Genomic DNA, 23,312 nt, shown 5'->3' on the forward strand with positions numbered 1-23,312 from the left:
AGTTATTTTTTGTTCGTGTACCTTTTCATCATAAAAGTTGATTACTGTGCCTTCATCAAATCAATTCTCGATTCGACCTATAAATAAAAAGGATCATAATTTACTAAAGATTGTTTATTCTCAAGCTATAGAAGACCAAAAATCTAGTGTCTATACTCCTGAACAGATTCAAGTATGGTCTGACAAGGTATGGCTACCAAATTTATTTGATAGGGTTTTTGATTTAGGACATGGTTGGATAATTCTTGATAGTGAAAAGATTGTTTCCTTTGTGGTTCGCCATCCATTAAACCGTGTAGCTCTGCTTTATACGCTAGGTTCTTATTCAAGAAAAGGTCATGCGACCAGACTTTTAAAGCAAATAGAGACAGACGCAACGATTGAAGGTCACAAGAGATTGTTTACCGAGGCAAGTTTGATAAGTTACCCATTATTTCTAAGGCTAGGATGGGAAGTTGTGAGTCCAGAATCGATTAAGATCGCAGGTGTATGTTTTAAGCGTTATCGCATGCAAAAGCTTTTAATCAAATCATAACTTTCTAAATAACAGAAGTTATGAAGCTTGCCTACTTTGAAGATATACCAATTTGTGCTAGATGTTAGAAATAGATAACTACTTTAAATGTCTCAACTAACGATTAAAGTGAGTGCTAAGGCTGATGCCATGATTGCTTCACTACAGAAAGAAATTTTTAATCGGCGACGTAAGAAAGTTACTGCTCAAGGTGTAGTCGAGACTTTAGTGGAAAGCGCAGCAAAATCTCAATCTGATAAGCGCTATGCTGCTTCTTGGAAAAATTTAATAAAAGATATTGAGAAAGCGGCAAAACAAACTGAGGTACATGGCAACAAGCCCGCTAATATCAGCTCTGAAGAATGGGCTCTAATTCTTTCACATCGTACTCGTAAGGTAGCAAGTGCTAAGAAGCCAACACCTAAAACAGTTTCTAATAAATCAAAGACAAAAAAAACTTCCGAATCTAAAAAAGTTGTCAAAAATACCGATAAAACAAAAGCCGTTGGGCAAAAACTAGGACCTATTACTACAGAAAAGAAACCTCGAAAAGCCAGACGGGCAAGAAGAGCTTCTAGTACTGCTTCACAAGCAAAATAAAATATGTTGATCAGCCCTTTACAGAATTTAAAAATGTAATATTCCCACTAATAACGTAATTTTATAATCTATAGATTAAGACTTCGATTAATATCGAATTTTATGCATATGGTTAACTTTGTTATAAAATAAGAGATATATTTTGCGCATAATATTTAGCAATCTAAAGAGCATGCTAAATATTTTGAAAACACTAATTAATCTTTTATCTCTTATAAGAAGATTTATTTTACTTGAGCAAGTATAGGATTTCTAGATCTTGTTGAGAATCAGCAACTTTTCGCTTGAGGAAAGTAAGTGATTTTGCACTCATTAGAGATTCATCAATCATTTTCTGAGATTGTTCGATAGCATACGCAAGACTTTTTATTTTAGCTCTAAGGACTTTTGGGTCTCTTTTACATTCTTCGAGGGTAAACTTATCAATCATATACCTTGATTGTTTTTTAATTGAGTAAAACTAATTTATCCAGATTGGAATAATCATATCAACTTAGACATCACTCTTTAATCATTTGTAATTTAAATAATCTATAATTACACCTATAACAAAGAAACTTATTTTTTAGATTGTATTAAATATTAGATTAAAAAATTCCAAATAATTTTTATTATAGACAGATTACTTCTATTACTCTCTTCCTAAATGCAAAAGAAGATAGCTAAATAGCTGCTCGTTTAACGCCAGCGAACCCTTTCTGGATTTTCTTTCTCAATTTGTTTAAGGATATAGATTATTATTGCAATTGATACAGGGCCTAGGAAGGCTACTACCCATATAAATTTAATTATTAATGGGGTTAGGCTGGCAATGGAAATGTTATTTGATTCAATAAATAGTAAATTTATTTTAATAAAAAAATCTTTCTGTATAATCAATAAGAAGGTCATTTTATTTTAGAATAAAATTTAATACCCTAACCAAGCAAGTAATTCATGGGCATTTCTTTCTCGAAGTTTAATTTGGTCACTGTCATAAGGATCCTCTAGTACCTCTTCAAAATCATGACCATGATCAGCAAGCATTTTATTTGCGTCTTCTATAGTTAATACTCCATTCTCATCACAAGTTGCTAATAGGGATTCTTTGTATGGTTTATAGCTCAAGCTATTTTCCACTTCTCTCAGAAAATCTGCCTGGTGAAGCATTGCTCTTAGAATAACTAAAATTAATTTATAGGCAGTTGTTAGTTAATTGCTTAAATTTTATAATGTTTTTTTTTTGCGCGAGGTTTAGGAACTTAATACCCCAGCCATTCAAGGATAGACTTTGCATCTAATACCTCACCATACCTCTTGACGAACTCCTCATAGGCTGAACCATGCTTTCTAAATAAAAGATAAGCATCATTTTTTGACAAGCAACCATCCACTACATTGCATGCCATTACATCAGCTATATATATGGTTTCACAGGGTGCTGCTGAAATTTTAGACATTTTTATCATTCATCACACTAGAAGATAATAGATAAATCGAGAAATGCAAGTATTTTGTTGTTTTTTATTGGAAATGAGTTAGGTAGAATATTTGAAGCACCATTCTCGTGAGGACCATCTTGTATAAAGAGTGCTGATGATAGCCTTTCGCCAATAAAAAAGGATTGATTTATCTTGCGATATAAGTACCTTTTGGATAGAGACGCTCTATTGCTTTTAAGCGCTTTTCTTCATTCTCTGCCATCTGCTTCTTTCCGTGGTGATATATTCTGTAATTCAACATTGCCAAGTTATGCACAATCCAAAGAAAAAAAAGTGTCACAAAACCCCAATGCATTGATTTAAGAAATGAACGATAGTTTATTTCTTACAGCATGCCAAGATACGACGACCTTCATATAGGTATTTTGACTCTAGTGTCATATTATCCTGATTTTATTTTAAGTAGTGACTTATCATATTCGGCATTGACACGTGAACATCTACTAGGGATAGCCATTACCTTGAATGAAAAATAAATAATGATTTAGAAAGCCGCTCATTGCGAGTAATTGCTAGGCAGAGTGTTGTCAATTCAAGCTGCACAGGTTTTTGTTTCTTTTGCTTTCTCCAATCTGACTACTTTTGAATCCTTTATTGAATCCAAACCATTGCAGGCGTTCCAATGATTAATCAATAATTGTAGTTCATTGATTCTCTGCTCTGCAGTTTGAATTTTTTCGTTAATTGTCATGAGATTATGCATTTGTCTCAGTAAAACGAGAATTCTCTGCCTAAGCAAGTACTTTTAGCTCAAACTTTCAATAAGAGTATTAGTCCAAATATCCTTTTCTTTTATTTGCAATAAACCTTTGATTGACAACGATTTCGTTTGAATGAAAGTATTTAATATGCCTTTATCTTATGAGAACAATCACTTTCTAAGATTAAAAGTCTTAAATGCCTGCTAAAACTCTATAATCACTTATTCACCGCAGCATTTATAAATAAAGCTGTGAAAGCTTTTAATTTGAGAATTTTTTGAGAAGAGACTACTTTTTTGATTTACTAAAGCTTCTAATGGCAAGGTTGCCAATCAGAATGATCAGAAGTATGACCAGGATAGGCGTACTTTGACTAAAGATCTCAATCAACATGATGTCCTGCTGTTTTAATTATAATAAGAGTGTTTATACTAGGAAATTTTAAATGGATAATCCAGTTGTTCAAATTTTACTACTAATCGTTGGTTTGACTGGCACGATTTTATTTTTTTGGTTTTTGTTTTCTTCTAGTAGTAAATCTAGTAAATCATTTACTGCAATAGATGGTACTAAATTCAGTAGTGAATCTAAATGTGATGCATACAATTTACTTTTAAATAGGCTCGACTTTTTGTATAACGATGAAATTCTGGGTAAAGTTAAAGGTAAGAAAGAAATTAATTCAATAAAACTTAGCTTTATTAATTTATTAACAAAGGATGGTTTCTCGGATGTCCAACTTTTGATTAAATATAAGGAAGAATTCTTTAAGCTAGTAGAATTATTCCAGGCCAAAGAATAGTATCTTAACCTTATAAAATATGATTACAATTTGGAAAGATAACTCATTATAATTGAGAAACATTTTAGTAGTATTTCCATACTCTAAAAACCTTTATTTTTCCTTTATGCTAATAATCTATTAATATTGATAAAAATAATTGTCTGATTTCGTAGCTTCGAAATCCTTCACCTTCTCAGCCTTTACTTGCTCAAACCTGCATCCTATTAACTCTAGGTATCTTTTCTATTGCTACTTTTGAAGATTCTTTGTTATTATAGTATCGATAGTTTCTTAGCTTAATGAAAAAAGTAAAGTATCCTGAAATAGCACCTTGGGATGGAGGCCCTAACCAGATACACGAAAGTAATGATGAATGGATAATGCAAAAAGGGATCTTAGAAGTAACTTTTAGTAGAAATAAGTTAGATAGCAATTATTTCCACATAAGGAGGGGTGATATAGAAGAGCAAGTATTTACTTTTCAAGCTCGGTATCTTTACCAAGAGCTAGTGGACAAAGGGTTTATATTGAAAGGAAAAATCGAGAACTAATTACAACATATTAAATTAAAGAGTGCATTATAATATTTTTTATTACCTTAGAAATTGAATTTCTAGGTTCAATAAAGTACGCTATATTTAATTTCTATCGATAAACAATACTTGTGCTCAGAACTTATAGGCTCCAAAAAATATCGAGACAATAGCTAGTGTCATTAAATAAAATTGAAGGACCCCAAGCTGCTTTTTTTTTAACGTACGTCCCATTAAAAAAATAAGAACCTCTTTAAAAATGGCAAAAATAATGACCATTGCGTATGAGTAAAATTACTTATTACCTCTTGGCCATAATTTTTTTATAGATTTCTGCCCCTTAAATCGTTTGCTTTTATTAGATTTTTATAGCCTTCCTTCTTTAATAATGAAATTTCAGCTTAATTATTTATTCTGTTTAGCAGAAATCACGTAACTCTTTCCATTTATCCAAACCAGATTGAATATTTGATAAATCACTCGTACTTTCACTTATTTCAAAGGCTTTTATTAGCGATTCAGTACCTTTAATTCCATACTTAGCAGCTTGTCTTTGTTTTACGCAGCCTTGCAATTCATCACCTCTCTTGAATTCAGCTTCAGCTTCTTTAAGATATCTACTTGCTTTTTCTATATTTTCGTTCCAGCTATTCATATATGTTTTGAATTCTATTTCCTCACTGGCAAGTACAGGATACTGCCACCAGAGCATTATTGCGAATAACCCAGAAATAACTAGATGTACTATTTTCATAACAGGCTTAAGATTTTACAAAATTCCTTTATTGAATATATCCATCTTATTATCCCTACGTTCATATGAATCGCCAAACATGCTTATTCTCTAAATATAAAATTATTCTGTTCATCAATTTATAGAGGCTTATTGAGATGTTTGACATCAAACTTTAAACCATCAAGCAATTCTATGACACCCAGGACCTAGTGTTATTTTTCTAACTGGCCTTTTCAACCCCATTCAATAGAAAAATCCTTTAGTGTGCTTAAAATTTTTAAGAACGTGAACAACGACCTACTTGTACTTCTACTATCTGGATCATTTGCTTTTCTAGGGATAAAGATACTTTTTTCTGGTTTTGATGATGATGATAATAATGATAATGGTGGAGATGGGGGGTTAATGCAGCAGGTATATGACCCAGCATTTCTAGCCTCTCCTAATTAAAGTTAAAAATCCAATAGATATATCATTTTCTTCCTGACTTCAAGTCAATGCCTACCAAACTTAGGTTTTCTATTCTCTAGGATATAGACGAGCTATCTTTTCGGACTGAACTCTCTCTTTATTTGCCTTAGCTTTCTTCTCGGCCATTCTTCTTATGACTATTCCTGGTAAATACCAAATAGCACCAAAAAAAACCAACATAAATATTGGGTTCCTCCATGTTGCATCTGCCAGATGTTCCAACATATAATTCTACTTTTCTTTTAATTTAACATACTAATCATTTTGCAAAGCCTGATTGGTTAAGTTTTACATTTTAGCCTAATCATCAATGTGCTTAGCATTTGAAATGTTAATTCCTCTCAATTACTAATTACTTTCTTTGGATATCTTGTTTATATATTCAATTGCCTTTGGGATTGAGATATATGCACTTTTTATACTCCATACTTTCCCAGATAGTATTTCACTAGCATCTTTAAGCCCAATCAAAACATAATTATTATGCTTAAGTGAAGCCTTGTTTGCAATATAGCTCGCTTTCAATGGGTTCCAACCTGCAATATTGACTATTGTTCGATATGCGCTTGGCCAAGGATTATTTATCAGCTCTTGCTCGAGTGCAGCAAAATGAATGTCAGCTTCCTTAGGTTTATTTTCTAAGATAGCGATTAATCCTAATGTCCATCTTGAGTTGATAGTTTTAGGATTTTCTTTTAAATTCTTTAATGCTTCTAGCTTGGCAACTTTTTGATACTTTCTATGACCATCAATCATGTGTTCAACTGCAATAACATCAAATACATTCTTTACCCCAGCGGGACCATTCTCCATGCCTTTAGCTAAAGTAGCGAACTCGTTAGCAAAGTTGCTTTTGTTTTTGTAATTAGATTTTCTCATCCATAATGAATAAGTCCCACCTCTGACCCTTTCGAATTCTTTCGCCTTGTAAAATATTTTACTATCTCTTATTGCTTTGTCTAACTTGTAAGCCGACTCCCTTACAGAATTATCATCGCCTAAATCACCTTCAGCTAGTAATACTAAATTACATCTATTTAGACAAGGCTCTATGTCTGTTATGTGCCTCCCTAGTTGCCTTGCTAAAATATTACCTCCATTTCTTCTGCCATAGTAACTAAGATTGTGTTGGTTTAATTCTGCGAAGCTCGGAACTACAACTAAGGTCTCTTTTTCTGTAGAAGATATTAGTAAACTCACCTCTTTAATTATATTGCTAATTTGCCATTCCCTATCACTATTTGTAACTGAAACTCTCATTGCCTGGAATAAAGGATTTGTTACAAGATAGATCGCTGGAATTAAAAGAATATTAGCTAGAAATTTATATTTATTATTTTTGACTAGAACAAATTCTAGGATAAAAAACCAACCAAGAGATAGAAAAATGATGATGTATGGAAGTAATGGTGTTATATACCTAGGATCCTTATTTGGTACTAGTGTAGTAAGAAGCCAGCAAGCTATAGAGTTTAAAATTAACCAATTCCAGAAGAAATAGTCAGATTTAAATATATATATACTTATTAGATTAGACTTACCATATTTTTTCATTGATTGCAAATATGCGTATATTAGACCAGTTAAACCAATTAAGAGGAAGAATAATCCTATTTGTTGAGGAATTACTTTTGCATAGTACAACCAGTTGTCTATAGAAGAAATCAAAGGATCGCCTTCAATTGCAGCAGAAGCTATAACAGCTCTATTTGTACCACTAATAACTGTTATCCAATTATGTTTAAGCCAAGGCAATACACTGCCTATAATAATAACAAAAAATATAAAAAAATCTTTGAGTTTAATTTTGCTAGGCTTAATTACCATAAAAGTTAACCACATAATAGGAGGTACAATTACTAGTAATGAACTTTGTTTTATCAATAAAGCTATTGAACAGCTTATTCCAGCAATAATTGCTTGATTTCTATTCCCACCCTTTATTGGATCTGCCCAGTTTCCAAGTAGCCATAAAGCTAATGTGCTGCTAGCACAAACTGGCATTTCTAATACATAGTTTAATCTTAACGATGCGAGAGCTGGAGCTATAGCAACAAATAAAACTGATAATAAAGCAAAGTATCTTCCCTTTAGTTTTATTCCTATACCAGCAACACTATATATTAATAGAGCATGCCAAAGGCTAAGACTCCATGCAGCCTTATAGGGAGCATCCCCAGCCAAAGCTATTATTGTTCCATTTACAAAAGATGCTAGAGGTGGGATTTTTGATGAGTGATTGATTAAACCTCTAAAACCTTCCCATTCTCCACCCGGTAACACTGTTAAAGCTCTACCGTTTGACATCGCACTGTTTAAGTAATCAGCTGGATCCCAAGAAGGTATTTGATTACTATTTAGCCACCAGTTTCTATCTAAAAAGGTAGAGACTAGCCAAATTAAAATAATTAAACCCCAAAAAACTACTTTTGACTTCTGCTCATTACGACTAGAACTAATTATTCTTTCCATTTACTAAGCTAATAAGTGAACTTTTTAGATGCGTAAAAGAATATCTTACGCAACATTTAGGACTACAAACAGATATTCATCATATCCGTGAAAGCCTCTTCATTTTGCTAATGTTTTAATTTGCTTTAATGGCTGCGCCAGTATTCCATAGCTGATACAAAAGAATTATCATTAGTACATTAGTATTGCCAAAGACTGTTGTGACTCATGGATTCGATTTTCGTGATGTTGCTTGTGGAGACTACGTTTTGATTGAAGATGACGCTACTTTGGATCCCTATATTGGCGTAGTCCTTTATTGTGTAGGAAGTGCAAGGTCCTTTAGTGCTTGCACGCTTTTCCAAGTGAGTAATATTGATACAGGCGAGATCAAAACGATTAATGCTGACTGTGTTAAGGCAACTGTTAAACCCTCAGCTTTTGAAGATAAGACTGTAATGAGTAATGATGATTCAATTTGAATGATTTAAGGCTTTAGCTTAGAAATATATAAAATATTTTAAGACCTCTAAAAACGATTGCAGCTATTACAAAGGAAATCAGCCAATGCTGAATAATTTTCAAAATGCTGATTTGCTTGAGATCGACGCCTGCAAGATAGCGGATGCTGAAATTAGCCCATAGTCTTAAAAAGATAGATAGAATGAAAATTACTAGTAGGCTCAACGAGATGGGCATAAATTTATATACCTGCGAAAGTGATTATTAAGATTATATGGCTTGAGATAAATTTTTATAGTTAATATTTTATTAGCAACTATAATCTCGAGGTCAAAGCAATTGCCTTAATGAGGAGAAAACAAAAGAAAAGTAATTATTGGAATTTATTAGGGTTTTACCTTTTACTTCTTAGCGCCTTTACCTCTCTTGCTAACACAACTTTGGCAGGTGATTTAATTAGCCATAATTTTTCAGAAGCTACAGCTGTAGATCTACCAGAACGATTTGACAATGAGGCTTACGGGCATACAAAACCAACAGTCTCTTCTCAAAAAGCTAATTATCAGTTAAAAGAGTTGTTTGGGATTGGTACAGGACGTCAGTTCTCAGGATTCGCCTTCCCTGACACAACATCCAATTGGGATGCTGAATCTATGCACATGCTTTATGAAGAGGCTATGAAAAACCAATTATTAGATGAGCCAATAATAACTGAGGATTTACCTTCACCATTTAATTCATTTATCGGTAATTAATAATATGAGTAAAAAATACTTTGCTGAATTATCCACATTAAGGAAACTTAGTAAGAGATTTTTAAAATTAGGTATATTAATTTTATACTTAGCTTCTTCTTCTCCTGTTATAGCCAACTCTATCGACTCCGAAGACAGTGAAGATATAGATAAAGTATCTAGAAATATTAGTAATAGTAATAATGCAACTAAGAAGAAAGTTAAAATTAGGAGACCTAAGGCACCTCCTTTAGGCGATATGGCCGTTGGTGAAATTTTTATTAATAGTAGAGGTTTTGTAGATATAAATGGTCCCGAAACTAGTATCACATTAATAAATGCCGATCCTATAGATTCATTGCTTACATTATCCAAATTAGGCAATTATGGCTTTTTATATGTTCCAGATAACTCTCAAAACTCTGAAAATTCTGAAAATCCCAATATCACCTTATCTTTCGAGAAGGAAAAATATGAGAAAATCTTAAATAGCATACTTTTGGCATCAGGACTTCAAGGTAAACAAGAGGGTAATATCCTTATGGTTGGTAAAAATATTCTAAGTAAAAGCTTTGGACCTCAGGTCTCAAAAGTATATAGATTAAACCAGACTTCTGCTTCTTCCGCGGCAGATTATTTAGGAAGTCTTGGAGCTGAGATGAAAAAAGTTTGGACAAAGACAAATATGTTTAATGGCTCTGAATCGACAAATGGAATAACGGAATCAACATCTTCTTCAACAGGAGCTGAAATAGTTAGTTATACATCTAATTCAGGGCCACTTAAGGGGTTGATTGGAACTACTGACAGTCGACTACAGACAGTTACTCTGATAGGGGACCCTTATTTGATTTCTATAGCAGAAAAGTATTTAAAACAGTTAGATTTACGCCAGAGACAAGTAGCTTTATCTGTAAAAGTAATTGATGTACTTTTAAATAACACTACTGATATGAAGAATGCTTTTGAATATGGAATAGGAGATAATTATATTATTAATTCCGAGTCAAAGGGATTAATGTATATGTTCGGGAACAAGTCTTTTAGCCCTGCTGATTTTGCTGTTACAGATTCGTTCAGTTTAGCTAGTAGAAAGTTTATGGGCTGGTTCAGGTCAAAGGTATTGACTAATAATGCCAAAATACTTGCGAATCCAACATTAATCTTAGGCGAGACACAAGAATCAGTTTTGGGTGGAGCAGAAGTGTCTGCATCTGATGGTATATCTGAATCATCAATTGGCAGGCCATATGCCAATGAAGCTTTTGTAAAAGTAGGTACTTCTGTAGTTACAAATTATTCTGTTACTCCTCAAGAAGATGGATCAAACCTTTGTGAACCCACTAGTTCTATAGCTGGAATCACCTTTGGTGCAAAAGTGCACAAGATTGATGATAACGGCTTTGTTTCCTTTAGCCTTAGCCCGAGTATATCAGCAGTTTCTGAAACTCAATCAATAGGTGATTGTGGAAATATCTCAACTTTGAGTATTAGAAGATTAGACACTGGGACTATAAGAGTTAGGGATGGAGATACTTTGGTACTTACTGGCGTTATAAAGGAGGATGATACAAAAGCTATTACTAAGACACCAATTCTAGGAGACATACCTTTGCTTGGAAGATTATTTAGAACAAATTCAACTGTCAGAAAGAAAAGTGAGTTGATAATACTTGTAACTCCAAAAGTTATTAAAGATACTGTCAGTGCAAATTTTATTAATGGAAATTTGGAGATTGAGAATAACTAACTATGCAAAATAAAAATAATAATTTCAACAGAATAGATCTATTAAAGAATAGACGAGAACAAGGAGGAATTGAAACAAACTTCTTTGCTAGGAAAAGAGAACTAATTGCTAAGGGAAGCTATATAGGAGGGATAATTATGTCTATTGTTTTATTGATCACTGGAGCCCTTTATTCAAGAAAAATTGGGTATGAAAATCAAAAGAAAGAGATCTCAGCATTTGTTGTTGAATATAACAACTTACAAAATGAATTGAATGATAAATCCTCACAAATGAAAAAGATTGCAAGTTTTAATAAAAAGCTTGCTAGTAATATACGTAAAATAATTTCAAGTTCAGCTTTTTTAACAGAAATCAGCAATATTATTCCTACTAATATAGAGTTATCTCTTTTAACTATACAATCAAACTTTGTAGAATTCAAAGGCTCTGTCAAAGAGCAGAACGGATTGGAATTAGTAAATCTCTTTGCATTAAATATATCAGATTCTATATTTTTTGATAATGAAGTATTTATTCAAAATATAGAAAGAAATAATACATCTATAAGCTCAGAAGAATCAGCCGAGTTGAAATTTACAATCAGAGCATCAGTAAATTCAGAATTACAAACCTTAGACTCCGAGACTTTGATTAGACTTGGTTCTCTTGGGAATGCTAATAGGGTTGAATATTTAGATAAGTTAGGACTTACTATATGAGCTACTCTTCAATTAAAATTAATTCACGCAATAGATTATTAACACCCGAGAGGGCAGCTTTTTATATACCGGTATTCTCAGGTATCTTATTAGCTTTTTTTCTATTAGTGGGTCTTTTACTTCCAACAGCTTTATCAATGAATGAAACATATTTTGAATTAAGAGAGTATCAACGTAAAAAATCTGATTTGAATAAGTTAAAGTCTCAATTTCAAATTATAAACTCTAAATATACAAAACTTAAGACCCAAAATAATAATTTAATTACTCTTTTGGCTGGTAACAATAACCTAGAGACATTGCTTGCAGAAATTAATTACCTTTGTAGTATTAATTTAATTGATATTGTCAAATTAAAACCATCAAGTATAGAAAGATTTAAACCATCAGAAGAGTTGAGTGATGCTGATAACGTCAACGGTGACCCTTTGCTTTCCAAAGGCTTGGAAAAATACACTGCCGAAATTATTTTATCTGCTCCTTATACTAACCTTTTAGAATTTATAAGGGATTTAGAGCTCATTGAAAATATAATAATTACTAAGAACTTTATTTTTGAATCAGATCAAAATGATATTAACTCAACATCAAATTCATTACAATTAAAATTTCTAATTTATGCATATGGTAGACAAAATATTATGCCCTCCAAATGAATTTTTATTTTATATCTTTATTGTATAAATTATAATATGACTTATCTTTACGCTGGTTTAGGGATTGCAATGATGAGCGGCATTATGGTTATGCTCAAGGTAGCAAGTAATATTAATAATATTTATACATATAATTACAGCAAGACAAATAACTACCAGTTAAATTCTATTGCTAAGGACTTTGATAAAGATGCTATTAAAATTCTGATAGATACTGAAAATGGCTCTACTAAGCCAAGCAACATATGTGAAAGTGTATTAACTCAAAATTCAAAGACTGACTATAAGCTAGGTCAGCTAAATCCATCAACAGGAAAATATATAGATTCTAATCATAGTAGATTTTTAAATGCATGTCTAATAGAAAATTTAACTACCAATCATCGAATAATTATCACAGATATTAATCAGAAGTATAAATATTACTCTTGTATAAAAAATAAAAATTATAATACATGTACTTTTGAACAATAGAAATGATTCAATCTATATTAGGAGCTGTAATTATGTCTTTAGCAACATCATCTCTTTTGATAGCTATTCGTTTAGGACAAAATGCTTTGGATAACACCAAAAGGTATCCTTTGACTAATTATGAAAAAAATATTTTAAAATATGCTGGATATAATAAAGCAACTGATAGTGATATCTTAAGCCAGGAAATTTATGTAAAAATTGACCAGCTCCTTTTAGATAATAAAGCTCAGTAAACACCAACTTAAGTACTTATGACTAATACTATTAATCAATCTGAGAATAACGGGATGACAATTCCTGAAGTTACACTGGCAATTGCTATGTTAACTACTTTTACAGCTGTTTTTGTCCTCGTTTCTCAATTTACAGCAGGCTTTTTTCAACCTATGGCAAAATCTGTTAACTCTAAACCTTACGATTATCTAAATGATTTCAATGATTTGCAAGTTATAATGGATAATCTTACCGATATACTTGCTCAACCAGGTTATTCAAGGGAGGAATTAGACAAATTTCAATGTACAAATAATCCTTACGAAGTGTGGGAGCTACCTGGGAAAAATAGACCTCTAGTTCCAGCTGGATATAATATATGTATTACTAGCAGTACCAATATGATTGAAAGTCCATTAGCATCACTTTCATCAACTTCAGATAAATCTAAGCCTGGTATTTATATACTCTTTGCAGTCCCTATACATGGTGTTTCAGGAGAATCATTACCAGTGAGACGGATTTTCTGCAGACCTAGTCCTTATTGTTAGAAGAAAAATCGCATGACAAACACACCAGCAAAAGTTAACTTATCTAATATAACTATTAAGGATATTATTAGTAGTCTACTTGTTTACCGTAAACAAATATCTCATAGAGTTATCCTTATGGATTTCCGATATGATTCTATTAATTTAGCTGTAGCAAGTTCTGGTAAAAATAACGAAATAAATTTTGACAAGTTTATTAGGTTAGTTCTTCCTCAAGAAGCCTTAGATAAATCTATTCCTACTTCACCAGATTTAATGGCCGACTTAATTAAAGAAACTATTACTGATTTAAATATATTATCTCTTAGAGCATCTATTGTTTTATCAGCAGACATTTCTTATAATAGGCTTATTGATATTCCATCTAAATTGTCTATAGATGAAGCATTTGATTATGTATTAAACCCTTCCTCAGGTCTTCAAATACCGATCCCTATTTCCCAGATTGATTTTGATATTAATTCTACAGATCTACTTCCATTAATTAAGAATAAAATTGAATATAAACGTTATTTATTAACTTCTATACCAAAAAAATCTACCGAAGCAGTACTAGAAACAGTAAATAAATCACAATTAGATGTACTCAATTTAGATGTTAGCTTTACCGCTCAGCTTAGATTACTTAATCCTCACCTATCCTCTTTAAATACTAATGAGTATATTATCTTACTTGACTTAGTTAGTGAATGTACCCATGTCGTTGTTTCAGACAGCCAAGGCCCTATTTATATTTCAAGATTGGCAGCAATAAGAAATTTTATTACACCAAGTTTAAAGCAAGAACAAGATAGTTTACAGCAAGAGAAAGTAGATACTGCTAAGCAAGGAAGTTTTACTTCTCGCTTTGATGAAGAATCCTTGAGAATATCTAAACTTGATATAAGAGTCTTAGTACGTGAAATTATTCAATTGTTAGGTGAATTAGCTACCACTCTTTCTTTAGAGGGTCAAGCTTCCCTCTTTCTAACAGGTCCAAATAGCCAACATCTTGGTTTGGTTAGGGTTTTAGGTGAATCACTTAATCTGCCAGTAAGTTTAATTTCACCTATAAATTCGCCAGGCATTGGTAATGTCAATTATGACCCTGAGAAATTCAATGAGCAAGAGTTATCTAGGTTGCTAGGATTAGGCCTTTCACTTTCTGCTTTTACTCCAACTCTTAAAACTAGTTTGTCAATTAATAGCAATATAATAGAGGACTATTCACCTGAAAATCCCAGTAAAATATCATCTTTCTTAAAAAATAATCAATTTAAGTCTATCCGAAATAGAAAAACCTCTAGTAAACAAAATAATCAATTACGAAGTGTTGTAACTCCCAGGAATGAAAGTATTACCCCTTCAGAATTAACTAACAATAATAATAAAAATTTAGATGTCTCTAATAAAGTACCAGCACAAAATACTTCCCATGATGCTCAATTAAATAAGAGTTTTACAGGAAAGACTGATCAAGACAACAAACAATTTAATGGCTCAGAAAAGTTAATCACCAAAGATGATTCTTCAATGAAGAAGAAGCCATCAAGTAAGCCTCTCCCAAACTCCATAGCAAACACCCTTAGTACTTCATCATCATCTCAGGAACAGAATAATGACTTGTCTAAACTTCCGCATTATCAAGAGGAAAAAAGTTCTAAAAAAAATCTTGATATGACTCTACCTGGAGAAATTGATTATAAGGAAGATGCAAATACGTCCAGCAACATAAACTCAAAAACTAATCTTTCTTTAAATGTATCATCAAATATAGGTATAAAAACTAATGTAGACAAATTATCACCAATTCCAAAGTCCAAATCTAAATCAGAGATAAAAGAATCAACTTTAGATTCAAATTTCCAAATGGATCCCTCGTTTCTTGGAGTAGATAGATTAGAAGCTAATGCTCAGGAAATAAATCAAGATAATTCTAAACAAAGCAAAAAAAATTCTAATAAAGATGAAGATCTTTCTAAGGAATTTAAATTAGATCCCTCTTTTCTTGATTTGGATGATAAAGATTAGATCGAATCTAAATTAAATTATTTTCACTCATCCCATTTTATTTATCAAATCGAACATTGGAAGATATAAAGCGATTACTATTGTTCCTACAATTAACGCAACTACAGTTATAACTAATGGCTCCATCGCTTTTGTCAATGCAGAAACTGTTTCTTCAACTTCACGTTTATAGAAATTAGACAGGTTCTCTAGCATATAAGATAATTCACCTGTCTCTTCACCAATTTTAATCATTGAAAATAATAGTTTGGGCATTACTTTAGATAAGGACAGTGCATAACTTAGAGACTGACCTTGTTGAATCAATGTTATAGATTTAGTTAATGCTTGCTTAATTATTTCATTCCCTGATGCTGATAGGCATCTCTCCAATGCTTCTACTAAAGGTATACCGGAATTAACTAATGTGCTTAATGTATCGCTAAATGATGCTATCTCTGATCTGAGGATTAAGTCGCCAAATAAGGGTATTTTTAAGGTTATACTGTCAACTAAAATTCTCCCTTTCTTTGTACTGTAAATATTTTTAAAGAGATAAATGAGCGTAAAAATTATTATTGGCGCACCTAAATAGAAACCTGTAGAGGTTACTATACTTGATAGCAATAACATAAAGCTTGTCAAAGCTGGTAGTTCTGCACCAAGACCATCAAAAAGTTCTTTAAATGTCGGTACAATAAATATTAATAGAGCAAGGCTAATAGTAAGTGCTAGTGCAAATACAACTACTGGATATACTAAAGCCCCAGTTATCTCACCCTTTAATTTAGCCTTTGCTTCTAGCAATATTGCCACTCTTTCGAGAACTTTAGATAGTATTCCACCAGCTTCTCCAGCCTCAATTAATCCAACTGTTATAGGTGCAAATATTCTTGGATAAACTCTTAGGCAACTAGAAAGTTCTTGACCACCACTTAATCTTCTGGAAATATCATATATACATACGGCGAACTTCTTATTTATCATATTTTCAGATAATAATTCTAAACCCTGTGCAAGTGGAACCCCACTTTGGAGCATCACTGATAATTGCCTGAAGAAAACTAGAAGTTCCTTTTGAGGTACTTTTAACTTAGGGTTAGGCTTCGCTTCTTCATTAAACAATGTAATGCTTAGGAATGCATTATCAGTTTTATTGATATTAGCTTGAGTATTAGCTTGAGTTAATGTCTTTTTACTACCATATTCAGCCATAATTTTATATCTTCTTAGTCTATAGCTTTTGTTACAGAGGCTTTGTTTAGAGCTTGCTCTTTTGTAATTAGGCCTTTAATAACGAGGTCATTAAGGCACTGCTCTAATGTATTCATACCATCATTGCTACCAGTTTGAATTTGTGAGTATATTTGACTAACTTTTTTCTCTCTTATCAAATTTCCTATAGCAGGAGTATTTATTAGTAGTTCATATGCAAGTGATCTTTTCCCTAAAGTATTTTTACACAAGGTTTGCGACATTATCCCTGCTAACGATGTTGAGACTTGTAGCCGTGCCTGCTCTTGTTGATCTCCTGGAAAAACATCAACTATTCTTTCTACTGTTTTCGCAGCAGAGGATGTATGGAGAGTACCTAATACTAAATGCCCTGTTTCCGCAGCTGTAATAGCCAGTTGGATTGTTTCTAAATCTCTCATCTCTCCAATATAAATTACATCAGGGTCTTCTCTTAAGGCCGCCTTTAATGCCCTTGCAAATGAATCGGTATCTCTTTTAACTTCTCGTTGATGAATAATTGAATTTTCAGTATGTTCAAAGATAAATTCAATTGGATCTTCGATAGTTAGTATATGTCTTTTCTGAGTTTCTAATATGCAATTAATAAAAGCAGCTAAGGTTGTAGATTTACCTGAACCTGTAGGACCAGTACATAAGACCATTCCGCGTTCAAGCGTAGAAAGTTTAACAAATGGTTCTGGTAAACCAAGATCTTGCCATTTGGGTAAATTATCTGGCAGAAGTCTGAGAGTTAAGCATCTTTTTTCATTTGCTATATATGCATTTATTCTTAATCTTGATAAACCTTCTATACTTGTAGAACTATCTACATCACCAGTTTCATTAAATTCGCTAATCTTCTCTTTATCTAACAACTCTAAAAGAAGTTCATCCATATCTTTACTTCTTAACTTCTGAGGGCTTATCTTTATATCAGAATTAACTCTTACAGCTATAGGTGAACCTTCTTCTAAATGAATATCTGAAGAACCAGCTTGTATTGCATAGGCAACGATCTCTTTTGATATTGACATACTTAATTAGGCAATGGAACTAGTCATCACTTTTGCAAACTCTTTCAAGTTCTGAAAGTGTCGTTAATTGTTTCTTTACTAATTCTACTCCATATTGCTTCAAAGTAAGCATATTATTGCTATCGACAGCCAACTCTTCAATCTCTTTCTCTGTTTTATTTGCTGAAATAGCATTTTGTATTCGTCTATTTATTACTAATAATTCATAAGCTCCAAGTCTACCTTTATATCCTGTTCCAGAACATTGCCTGCAAAGGGTATTCTCTCTTTTCCTTTTTTCTTTTTCTTCTGAAGATAATACAGACGCGTACCTTATTGATGTGTTTCCTTTTATGCCAGTAAGTCTAGCTTCGTGATCCTGAATGGGTCTTTCTACACTGCATTCAGTGCATACTCTTCTTACTAATCTTTGGGCTAAAACCCCCCTTACAGAAGCATTTAATTTGTATTTAGGCACGTCCATATCTAATAACCTTGTTAAGGAACTTGATGAAGTATTTGCGTGCAAAGTAGTAAATACTAAATGGCCTGTTTCCGCAGCATCCATAGAGGACTCTGCAGTTTCAGGGTCTCTAGTTTCCCCAATAAGTATTACATCTGGGTCTTGCCGCAAAAAGGTCCTAAGTAAGTTTGCAAAAGTTTGATTTTTTGCTCTATTTACTTGATGCTGCATTATGTCTCCAGCAAGGTCATATTCTATTGGGTCTTCTGCCGTTACAATTTTCAACTCTCCATTATCCTTCTCTCGAAGAGCAGCTGCTAGTGTTGTCGATTTACCTGATCCTGTTGGCCCAGATACAATTACAATGCCATTACTATTGTTTATAATCTTTCTAAAATCTTCTCTTACAGTTTCAATATTTATTAGTACATCTAAATCAAGCTGATCTGCTTCACTATTTAATATTCTGAGAACCATCCCCTCACCATGTTTGCCAGGGGCAGTTGAGCATCTGAATTCTAATCGATTACCTTCATATTTTCGTAATATCTTTCCATCTTGGCTTGCTCTTCTTTCGGCGATATCCATATGTGCCATGTTCTTTAAACAAGCTACTAATTGTATACCAGCTCTTTTTGGCATAGCAAGATACTTCTGCATAACTCCATCTCTTCTTACTCTTATTTTGTAATTTTCATCTTTTGGCTCTATATGTATATCAGAGACATTAGATTTACGAGCATTTATAAGTATCATGCCTGCCGCTCGTTGAGTTTTACTTTCCAGCATTTCATTGCCCAGATCTAATGCATCATCTACCATCTCTTCTTCTTCTATTTCGTCAAATTCAAGAGAAAATTCATTTTCACTATCTTCTATTGCAGAGTCTTGTAGTGCCGCAATTACAGCTTCTTCTGTAAACTCAGATATTTCTATACTTTCTCCACTTATAAATCTTTCTTCAGCTGCTAAATCAAGAAGTTCTTGTATCTTATCTGGAGATTTCTCTACGAATTTGCATTCAAGTCCTGATTGCTTTACACGATCTTTAATCGTATTGCCAATTGTACCTAAAAATACTATGTTTCCTACTGCTATTGTAATGATAGATGGATTAGGTGGTAATGAAGGTTCAATTCCAATTGGTACAACTAAATTATCTCTACACCATTGAAGTGAAAAGTACTTATCAACTAAATCTCTTATTGTAGTTATAGAATTTTGAGCCATATATTAATACCAACACTTACACATGTTAGTTCTCGACCTATAACTTCTTGATTTTATGCAATTTCTATTTATCCTACCTGGACAACATTTTATACCTTGATTATCTCTATACGATTTGTTTGGACATACATTACCACGATCATCTTCTTTCTGATCATTATCACCATCACCACCACCACCACCACCACCAGATGATTTATTGCAAGATGAACTTTGATATTCAACAGATGTCAATGCCTCTCCTTTACAAAAATGATATGTAGTTCCACAAGGCTCTTTTATTCCATCGGCGGGTTGTATTTTATAAATACCCGTAAATTGTGTATTCTTTTTATTTGATTTATCTATATCACACTGCGTTTTTTTGACTGATTCTTTTTTCTCTTCGAAGTCTTCTTTAGTGTCAAATTGTTGGCCTGTATGGAACCAAAATAATTGCCCAGCACATTCTGGACTTTTAGTCTCACCATTTGCGTTTGAAGTTATATATGCTTTGTTGACTACTTTGGATCTTTGCCATTCTTCGCATAAAGCTCCATACTTTCTTTTTCTAGCTGCTTCTACTTCTTCGCAATTTCTATATTCATTCCCTTCAAACATGCATTTAGGTGGATCTAAAAATTTACAGGAGCCAAGATCCTTGGCATTTCCTTTTTCAGGAGGTACCCAAGTTTTTATTGGACCTGTCCATTTATCCATTCCTTTCTTTGTTATTTCAGATCCACAATTTGCTTTGTTTATCGCTATTTGTTTTAAGCGTGCAATAGCTGCCAATGCTTCAGGACTCAGTCCGCAATTATCTCCAGCCCAACCTCTACAAGAAGGAAGAGATCTAGGATTTGGATTGTCAGATGGGATTGCTTCTTTAAACACTTTTACTGAGCCAATTTCATTATCTTCATAAATTTGGAATCCCATTTGATATAAAAGGTCTTTATCCCTTTCATTAAGAGGCTTGATAGACAGTGCGCTGCATTTTGATTTCTCTGGATTAACGGAATATCCAAGTGTTTTCAATTTTTCTTTGCTTAGATTTTCAGGTGCTTTTTTATTGAATTCTTTTATATCAGTTGAAATCCTATATTGTCCAAGGCAATCAGCGGCATAAGAATTCATTAAAGCCTTAGCCTCTTCTATCCGAGAAAGCTTTATTGTGTTAAGAACATTTGGTATTGCAAAGCTGCCTAGAATACTAATTACACCCATTACTACTGCAACTTCAACTATGGTGAATCCTTCGGGCTCTGAAGCACGTATATCAAATAATGATTTTAATTTCTTCTTCATAAGAACCTTCAACATTAAATATGCTTGAAGAAGAGACATATATATATGTTCCTTTTATACACCTAGCAACAACTCATGAAAAAGTCAAGAGTTTTAACTTGTCAATGAGAACCAAGTTCTAAAAGGTAAAATTATTGCTTTTGTATCTATTTAAATAAGGTTGTTATTTAAATATGCTTAATATGAAAGTTGATAATTTTTACCTTTTAAGGTTAAAACAACAACTTGATTTTTAACATCAATTTCTTTCACCTTAACTCCCATAGGTAATAACTTAGTTGTTTGACCACCAATTTCACCTTGCTTTATTTGACCACTCATTGTTTTATATTTTATAAGAGCATATTTAACTTTATCTGTATATATTATTCCTTTTAACTTTAGACTATTGGAAAGTATATTGCTAGATGAGTCCGAATAAGCAGAGAATGGGTCTGTTTTCCCAAAATTGGTGTCTGACTTTAATTTCTTGGCTGATTTTAATGGAATAAAACTGGTATCTATTTCTCTGGAGGGTTTTGTATCATTAATAGTTTGGATGGTTTTCTTATTAGCTGCTATAAGGGATTCAAGGCTTTTGGTATTGTCAAGAGTATTGTCTGTATTGTTTTTTACACAGCTAATTAGTAGTACTGGGGAGATAAATAACAATAAAAATTTAACCATAGTTTTTAATTGTAGAGTTCTCATTCAGTTTTATAGGATTAATTAAAAAGAAAAAAGGCATCTAGAATAACTAGACGCCTTTTTGAAAATGAAATAGGAATAAACTTAATTATTTCCAAGTCTTAGAAGAAGTACAGCCTGGTGCTTCCTTTTCACACCATTTGTATATCTCTCCTGTAGCCTTTTTCATGGAAATTACGAAATCTGCATCTGTTGTACTAGCAGCATCAGCCTGACCCTTGGCTGCAAAACATGTATCAGCAGAGGACCAACCATTTCCCTTAGCACCACTGACATCAGCTGCTACTGTCGCAATAATTTTGTAGCCAGAATAACTACCATTCGCAGATTGAGCATCTGACAGCGTTGTTGTGTCCATACTCGCTTCCCTCACAACACACTCTTTTAATGTATTTACGAGACCATTTTTTATAGCTGATGCTCTTGCATTGGCTTGAACTCCAACAAAAGCTGGAATGGCAACTGCTGATAGAATTGCTAACACAGCAATTACAACAACTAGCTCAACAAGTGAAAAGCCTTTTTGTGATGACTTTTCGCTTAGGATTTTTTGAACTCGTGGGCTTGTTAGATATGCTTGAATGAGATTCACTTTTTTACGAGAGAAATTAAACATACTAATAATATGATTGATTAGAAAAGGTATGTCAAGAAACTTCAGTGGATACAACTTATGACAGTGATTTTTGTTGCTTCTTTTTTAATAGGACTATGCTTTGGCAGCTTTATTAATGTCCTGATTTGGCGACTACCTCGGGGTGAATCGCCAATATTACCTCGAAGTTATTGCCCCAGATGTAGATCTAGGCTTTTCTGGTTTGAGAATATTCCTATTGTAAGTTGGTTGATGCAAAAAGGTAGGTGTAATTCTTGCAATGGAGTAATTAGTCCTAGATACCCTATTGTTGAATTATTCACAGCACTATTATTTGTAATTTGTAATTTTAGTTATTTATATACTGAAGATATAAGATTAAACTTCTTTGTTTTGGTATCAGGTTGGATATTAGTATGTATTTTATTGTCGCTTACATTTATTGATATTACTCATTTAATACTTCCGCAGAGTTTAATAAGTCTTGGATATATGTTTGGAACTATTTATTTATTAGTTAGTTTAATTTACTTTAACTTTAATCTTTCTTATCTTTTTGATCATTTCTTAGCAGCATTCTTTTCTTATATAATATTTGAGTTTATTCGATTAGTAGGAAGACAAATTTATTCTAAGGAAGTTTTAGGCCAAGGTGATTCGAAACTGATTTCTATGCTTGGTTTATGGCTTGGAATTAAGTGCACTTATATAGCAATAGTATTGACTTTTATAATCTCTGCTACTTATGCAATCATAGGCCTAACTTTAAAAAAGATAGAGATAGGCAAACCATATGCCCTTGGTCCCTTTATAGCCTTCTCTGGATTCTTTGTGTGGATAGTTGGTTCTGAATTCTATTTTGCTAATTTCTTATAGGGTTTTCAAGTAAGCAAACATTGCAACCAATATAAGTACAAGATCATGTATCTAGGAATTAATAGCTTAATCCTGTTGGAATCAATTAATAAAAAAGCTCCCACAAAGTGGGAGCTTTAAA

Annotated in this window: 29 protein-coding genes; 15 read left to right on the forward strand and 14 right to left on the reverse strand. The window is 32.7% G+C overall.

Annotated features, from left to right (window positions below):
* Positions 1-46 precede the first annotated feature (46 nt).
* Positions 47-535, forward strand: a complete 489-nt coding sequence (locus O5635_RS01260; protein WP_036903171.1) for a GNAT family N-acetyltransferase — start codon at positions 47-49, stop codon at positions 533-535.
* 87 nt (positions 536-622) lie between these two features.
* Complete coding sequence (locus O5635_RS01265) at positions 623-1,114, forward strand: hypothetical protein (RefSeq protein ID WP_036903169.1); 492 nt, start codon at positions 623-625, stop codon at positions 1,112-1,114.
* Between the two features lie 229 nt (positions 1,115-1,343).
* Here O5635_RS01265 and O5635_RS01270 read toward each other — a convergent pair whose 3' ends face one another.
* The 5 genes from O5635_RS01270 to O5635_RS01290 form a co-directional block, all read right to left on the reverse strand.
* On the reverse strand, positions 1,344-1,544 hold the full coding sequence (locus O5635_RS01270) for a hypothetical protein (RefSeq protein WP_036903166.1): 201 nt from the start codon (positions 1,542-1,544) through the stop codon (positions 1,344-1,346).
* A 479-nt stretch (positions 1,545-2,023) separates the two neighbouring features.
* Positions 2,024-2,263 carry a hypothetical protein gene (locus O5635_RS01275; RefSeq protein WP_269607703.1) on the reverse strand — a complete coding sequence of 80 codons (240 nt, stop codon included), beginning with the start codon at positions 2,261-2,263 and terminating at the stop codon, positions 2,024-2,026.
* A 92-nt stretch (positions 2,264-2,355) separates the two neighbouring features.
* Entirely contained in the window at positions 2,356-2,553 is a 198-nt protein-coding gene (locus O5635_RS01280; protein WP_036903158.1) for a hypothetical protein, read from the reverse strand.
* A 169-nt stretch (positions 2,554-2,722) separates the two neighbouring features.
* The gene (locus O5635_RS01285; RefSeq protein ID WP_193742037.1) at positions 2,723-2,875 is read right to left on the reverse strand and encodes a hypothetical protein; all 153 of its coding nucleotides are present in this window, start codon (positions 2,873-2,875) and stop codon (positions 2,723-2,725) included.
* A gap of 252 nt (positions 2,876-3,127) precedes the next feature.
* Positions 3,128-3,286, reverse strand: a complete 159-nt coding sequence (locus O5635_RS01290) for a hypothetical protein (RefSeq protein ID WP_193742036.1) — start codon at positions 3,284-3,286, stop codon at positions 3,128-3,130.
* 455 nt (positions 3,287-3,741) lie between these two features.
* Between O5635_RS01290 and O5635_RS01295 the strand changes: the two genes are divergently transcribed.
* Complete coding sequence (locus tag O5635_RS01295) at positions 3,742-4,098, forward strand: hypothetical protein (RefSeq protein WP_036903155.1); 357 nt, start codon at positions 3,742-3,744, stop codon at positions 4,096-4,098.
* Between the two features lie 281 nt (positions 4,099-4,379).
* On the forward strand, positions 4,380-4,631 hold the full coding sequence (locus O5635_RS01300) for a hypothetical protein (RefSeq protein ID WP_036903152.1): 252 nt from the start codon (positions 4,380-4,382) through the stop codon (positions 4,629-4,631).
* Positions 4,632-5,031: 400 nt separating this feature from the next.
* On the opposite strand, the gene O5635_RS01305 is transcribed toward O5635_RS01300, so the two are convergent.
* Complete coding sequence (locus O5635_RS01305) at positions 5,032-5,367, reverse strand: HEPN domain-containing protein (protein ID WP_052043055.1); 336 nt, start codon at positions 5,365-5,367, stop codon at positions 5,032-5,034.
* 267 nt (positions 5,368-5,634) lie between these two features.
* On the opposite strand from O5635_RS01305, the gene O5635_RS01310 reads away from it, so the two are divergent.
* Positions 5,635-5,799 (forward strand): hypothetical protein, encoded by a 165-nt coding sequence (locus O5635_RS01310; RefSeq protein ID WP_193742035.1) that lies wholly within the window; start codon positions 5,635-5,637, stop codon positions 5,797-5,799.
* Positions 5,800-5,868: 69 nt separating this feature from the next.
* Here the strand turns inward: O5635_RS01310 and O5635_RS01315 are convergent, their stop codons facing one another.
* Positions 5,869-6,045 carry a hypothetical protein gene (locus tag O5635_RS01315; protein WP_193742034.1) on the reverse strand — a complete coding sequence of 59 codons (177 nt, stop codon included), beginning with the start codon at positions 6,043-6,045 and terminating at the stop codon, positions 5,869-5,871.
* Between the two features lie 123 nt (positions 6,046-6,168).
* A complete protein-coding gene (locus O5635_RS01320) occupies positions 6,169-8,292 on the reverse strand; it encodes an ArnT family glycosyltransferase (RefSeq protein WP_052043053.1) in 2,124 nt (707 codons plus the stop codon).
* Between the two features lie 185 nt (positions 8,293-8,477).
* On the opposite strand from O5635_RS01320, the gene O5635_RS01325 reads away from it, so the two are divergent.
* The 9 genes from O5635_RS01325 (at position 8,478) to pilM (ending at position 15,825) form a co-directional block, all read left to right on the forward strand.
* Positions 8,478-8,753: a DUF3104 domain-containing protein gene (locus tag O5635_RS01325; protein WP_052043049.1), complete on the forward strand. Its 276-nt coding sequence runs from the start codon at positions 8,478-8,480 to the stop codon at positions 8,751-8,753.
* A 327-nt stretch (positions 8,754-9,080) separates the two neighbouring features.
* Positions 9,081-9,488, forward strand: coding sequence for a hypothetical protein (locus O5635_RS01330; protein WP_036903150.1), 408 nt, complete (start codon positions 9,081-9,083; stop codon positions 9,486-9,488).
* Positions 9,489-9,492: 4 nt separating this feature from the next.
* On the forward strand, positions 9,493-11,217 hold the full coding sequence (locus O5635_RS01335; protein WP_052043047.1) for a type II secretion system protein GspD: 1,725 nt from the start codon (positions 9,493-9,495) through the stop codon (positions 11,215-11,217).
* Between the two features lie 2 nt (positions 11,218-11,219).
* The gene (locus O5635_RS01340) at positions 11,220-11,918 is read left to right on the forward strand and encodes a hypothetical protein (protein ID WP_036903148.1); all 699 of its coding nucleotides are present in this window, start codon (positions 11,220-11,222) and stop codon (positions 11,916-11,918) included.
* The gene (locus tag O5635_RS01345) at positions 11,915-12,574 is read left to right on the forward strand and encodes a hypothetical protein (RefSeq protein WP_269607710.1); all 660 of its coding nucleotides are present in this window, start codon (positions 11,915-11,917) and stop codon (positions 12,572-12,574) included. Before O5635_RS01340 ends, O5635_RS01345 begins: the two co-directional genes overlap by 4 nt.
* Before the next feature lie 36 nt (positions 12,575-12,610).
* Positions 12,611-13,048 (forward strand): hypothetical protein, encoded by a 438-nt coding sequence (locus O5635_RS01350; RefSeq protein WP_036903143.1) that lies wholly within the window; start codon positions 12,611-12,613, stop codon positions 13,046-13,048.
* A 32-nt stretch (positions 13,049-13,080) separates the two neighbouring features.
* Positions 13,081-13,284: a hypothetical protein gene (locus O5635_RS01355; protein WP_193742033.1), complete on the forward strand. Its 204-nt coding sequence runs from the start codon at positions 13,081-13,083 to the stop codon at positions 13,282-13,284.
* Positions 13,285-13,302: 18 nt separating this feature from the next.
* Complete coding sequence (locus O5635_RS01360; RefSeq protein WP_036903138.1) at positions 13,303-13,815, forward strand: hypothetical protein; 513 nt, start codon at positions 13,303-13,305, stop codon at positions 13,813-13,815.
* A gap of 12 nt (positions 13,816-13,827) precedes the next feature.
* A complete protein-coding gene (gene pilM / locus O5635_RS01365; RefSeq protein ID WP_269607713.1) occupies positions 13,828-15,825 on the forward strand; it encodes a pilus assembly protein PilM in 1,998 nt (665 codons plus the stop codon).
* A gap of 27 nt (positions 15,826-15,852) precedes the next feature.
* On the opposite strand, the gene O5635_RS01370 is transcribed toward pilM, so the two are convergent.
* The 6 genes from O5635_RS01370 to O5635_RS01395 form a co-directional block, all read right to left on the reverse strand.
* Positions 15,853-17,019 (reverse strand): type II secretion system F family protein, encoded by a 1,167-nt coding sequence (locus O5635_RS01370; RefSeq protein ID WP_036903134.1) that lies wholly within the window; start codon positions 17,017-17,019, stop codon positions 15,853-15,855.
* A gap of 14 nt (positions 17,020-17,033) precedes the next feature.
* A complete protein-coding gene (locus O5635_RS01375) occupies positions 17,034-18,074 on the reverse strand; it encodes a type IV pilus twitching motility protein PilT (protein ID WP_036903132.1) in 1,041 nt (346 codons plus the stop codon).
* A gap of 19 nt (positions 18,075-18,093) precedes the next feature.
* On the reverse strand, positions 18,094-19,746 hold the full coding sequence (locus O5635_RS01380) for a GspE/PulE family protein (protein WP_036903130.1): 1,653 nt from the start codon (positions 19,744-19,746) through the stop codon (positions 18,094-18,096).
* 3 nt (positions 19,747-19,749) lie between these two features.
* The gene (locus O5635_RS01385; protein ID WP_269607716.1) at positions 19,750-21,072 is read right to left on the reverse strand and encodes a type IV pilin protein; all 1,323 of its coding nucleotides are present in this window, start codon (positions 21,070-21,072) and stop codon (positions 19,750-19,752) included.
* A gap of 138 nt (positions 21,073-21,210) precedes the next feature.
* Complete coding sequence (locus O5635_RS01390) at positions 21,211-21,723, reverse strand: hypothetical protein (RefSeq protein WP_036903125.1); 513 nt, start codon at positions 21,721-21,723, stop codon at positions 21,211-21,213.
* Positions 21,724-21,808: 85 nt separating this feature from the next.
* Positions 21,809-22,312: a type IV pilin protein gene (locus O5635_RS01395; protein ID WP_269607718.1), complete on the reverse strand. Its 504-nt coding sequence runs from the start codon at positions 22,310-22,312 to the stop codon at positions 21,809-21,811.
* Between the two features lie 81 nt (positions 22,313-22,393).
* Between O5635_RS01395 and O5635_RS01400 the strand changes: the two genes are divergently transcribed.
* Entirely contained in the window at positions 22,394-23,191 is a 798-nt protein-coding gene (locus tag O5635_RS01400; protein ID WP_036903117.1) for a prepilin peptidase, read from the forward strand.
* Positions 23,192-23,312 lie beyond the last annotated feature (121 nt).

The sequence above is a fragment of the Prochlorococcus marinus str. MIT 0919 genome, from assembly GCF_027359375.1.
Lineage (GTDB): Bacteria > Cyanobacteriota > Cyanobacteriia > PCC-6307 > Cyanobiaceae > Prochlorococcus_D.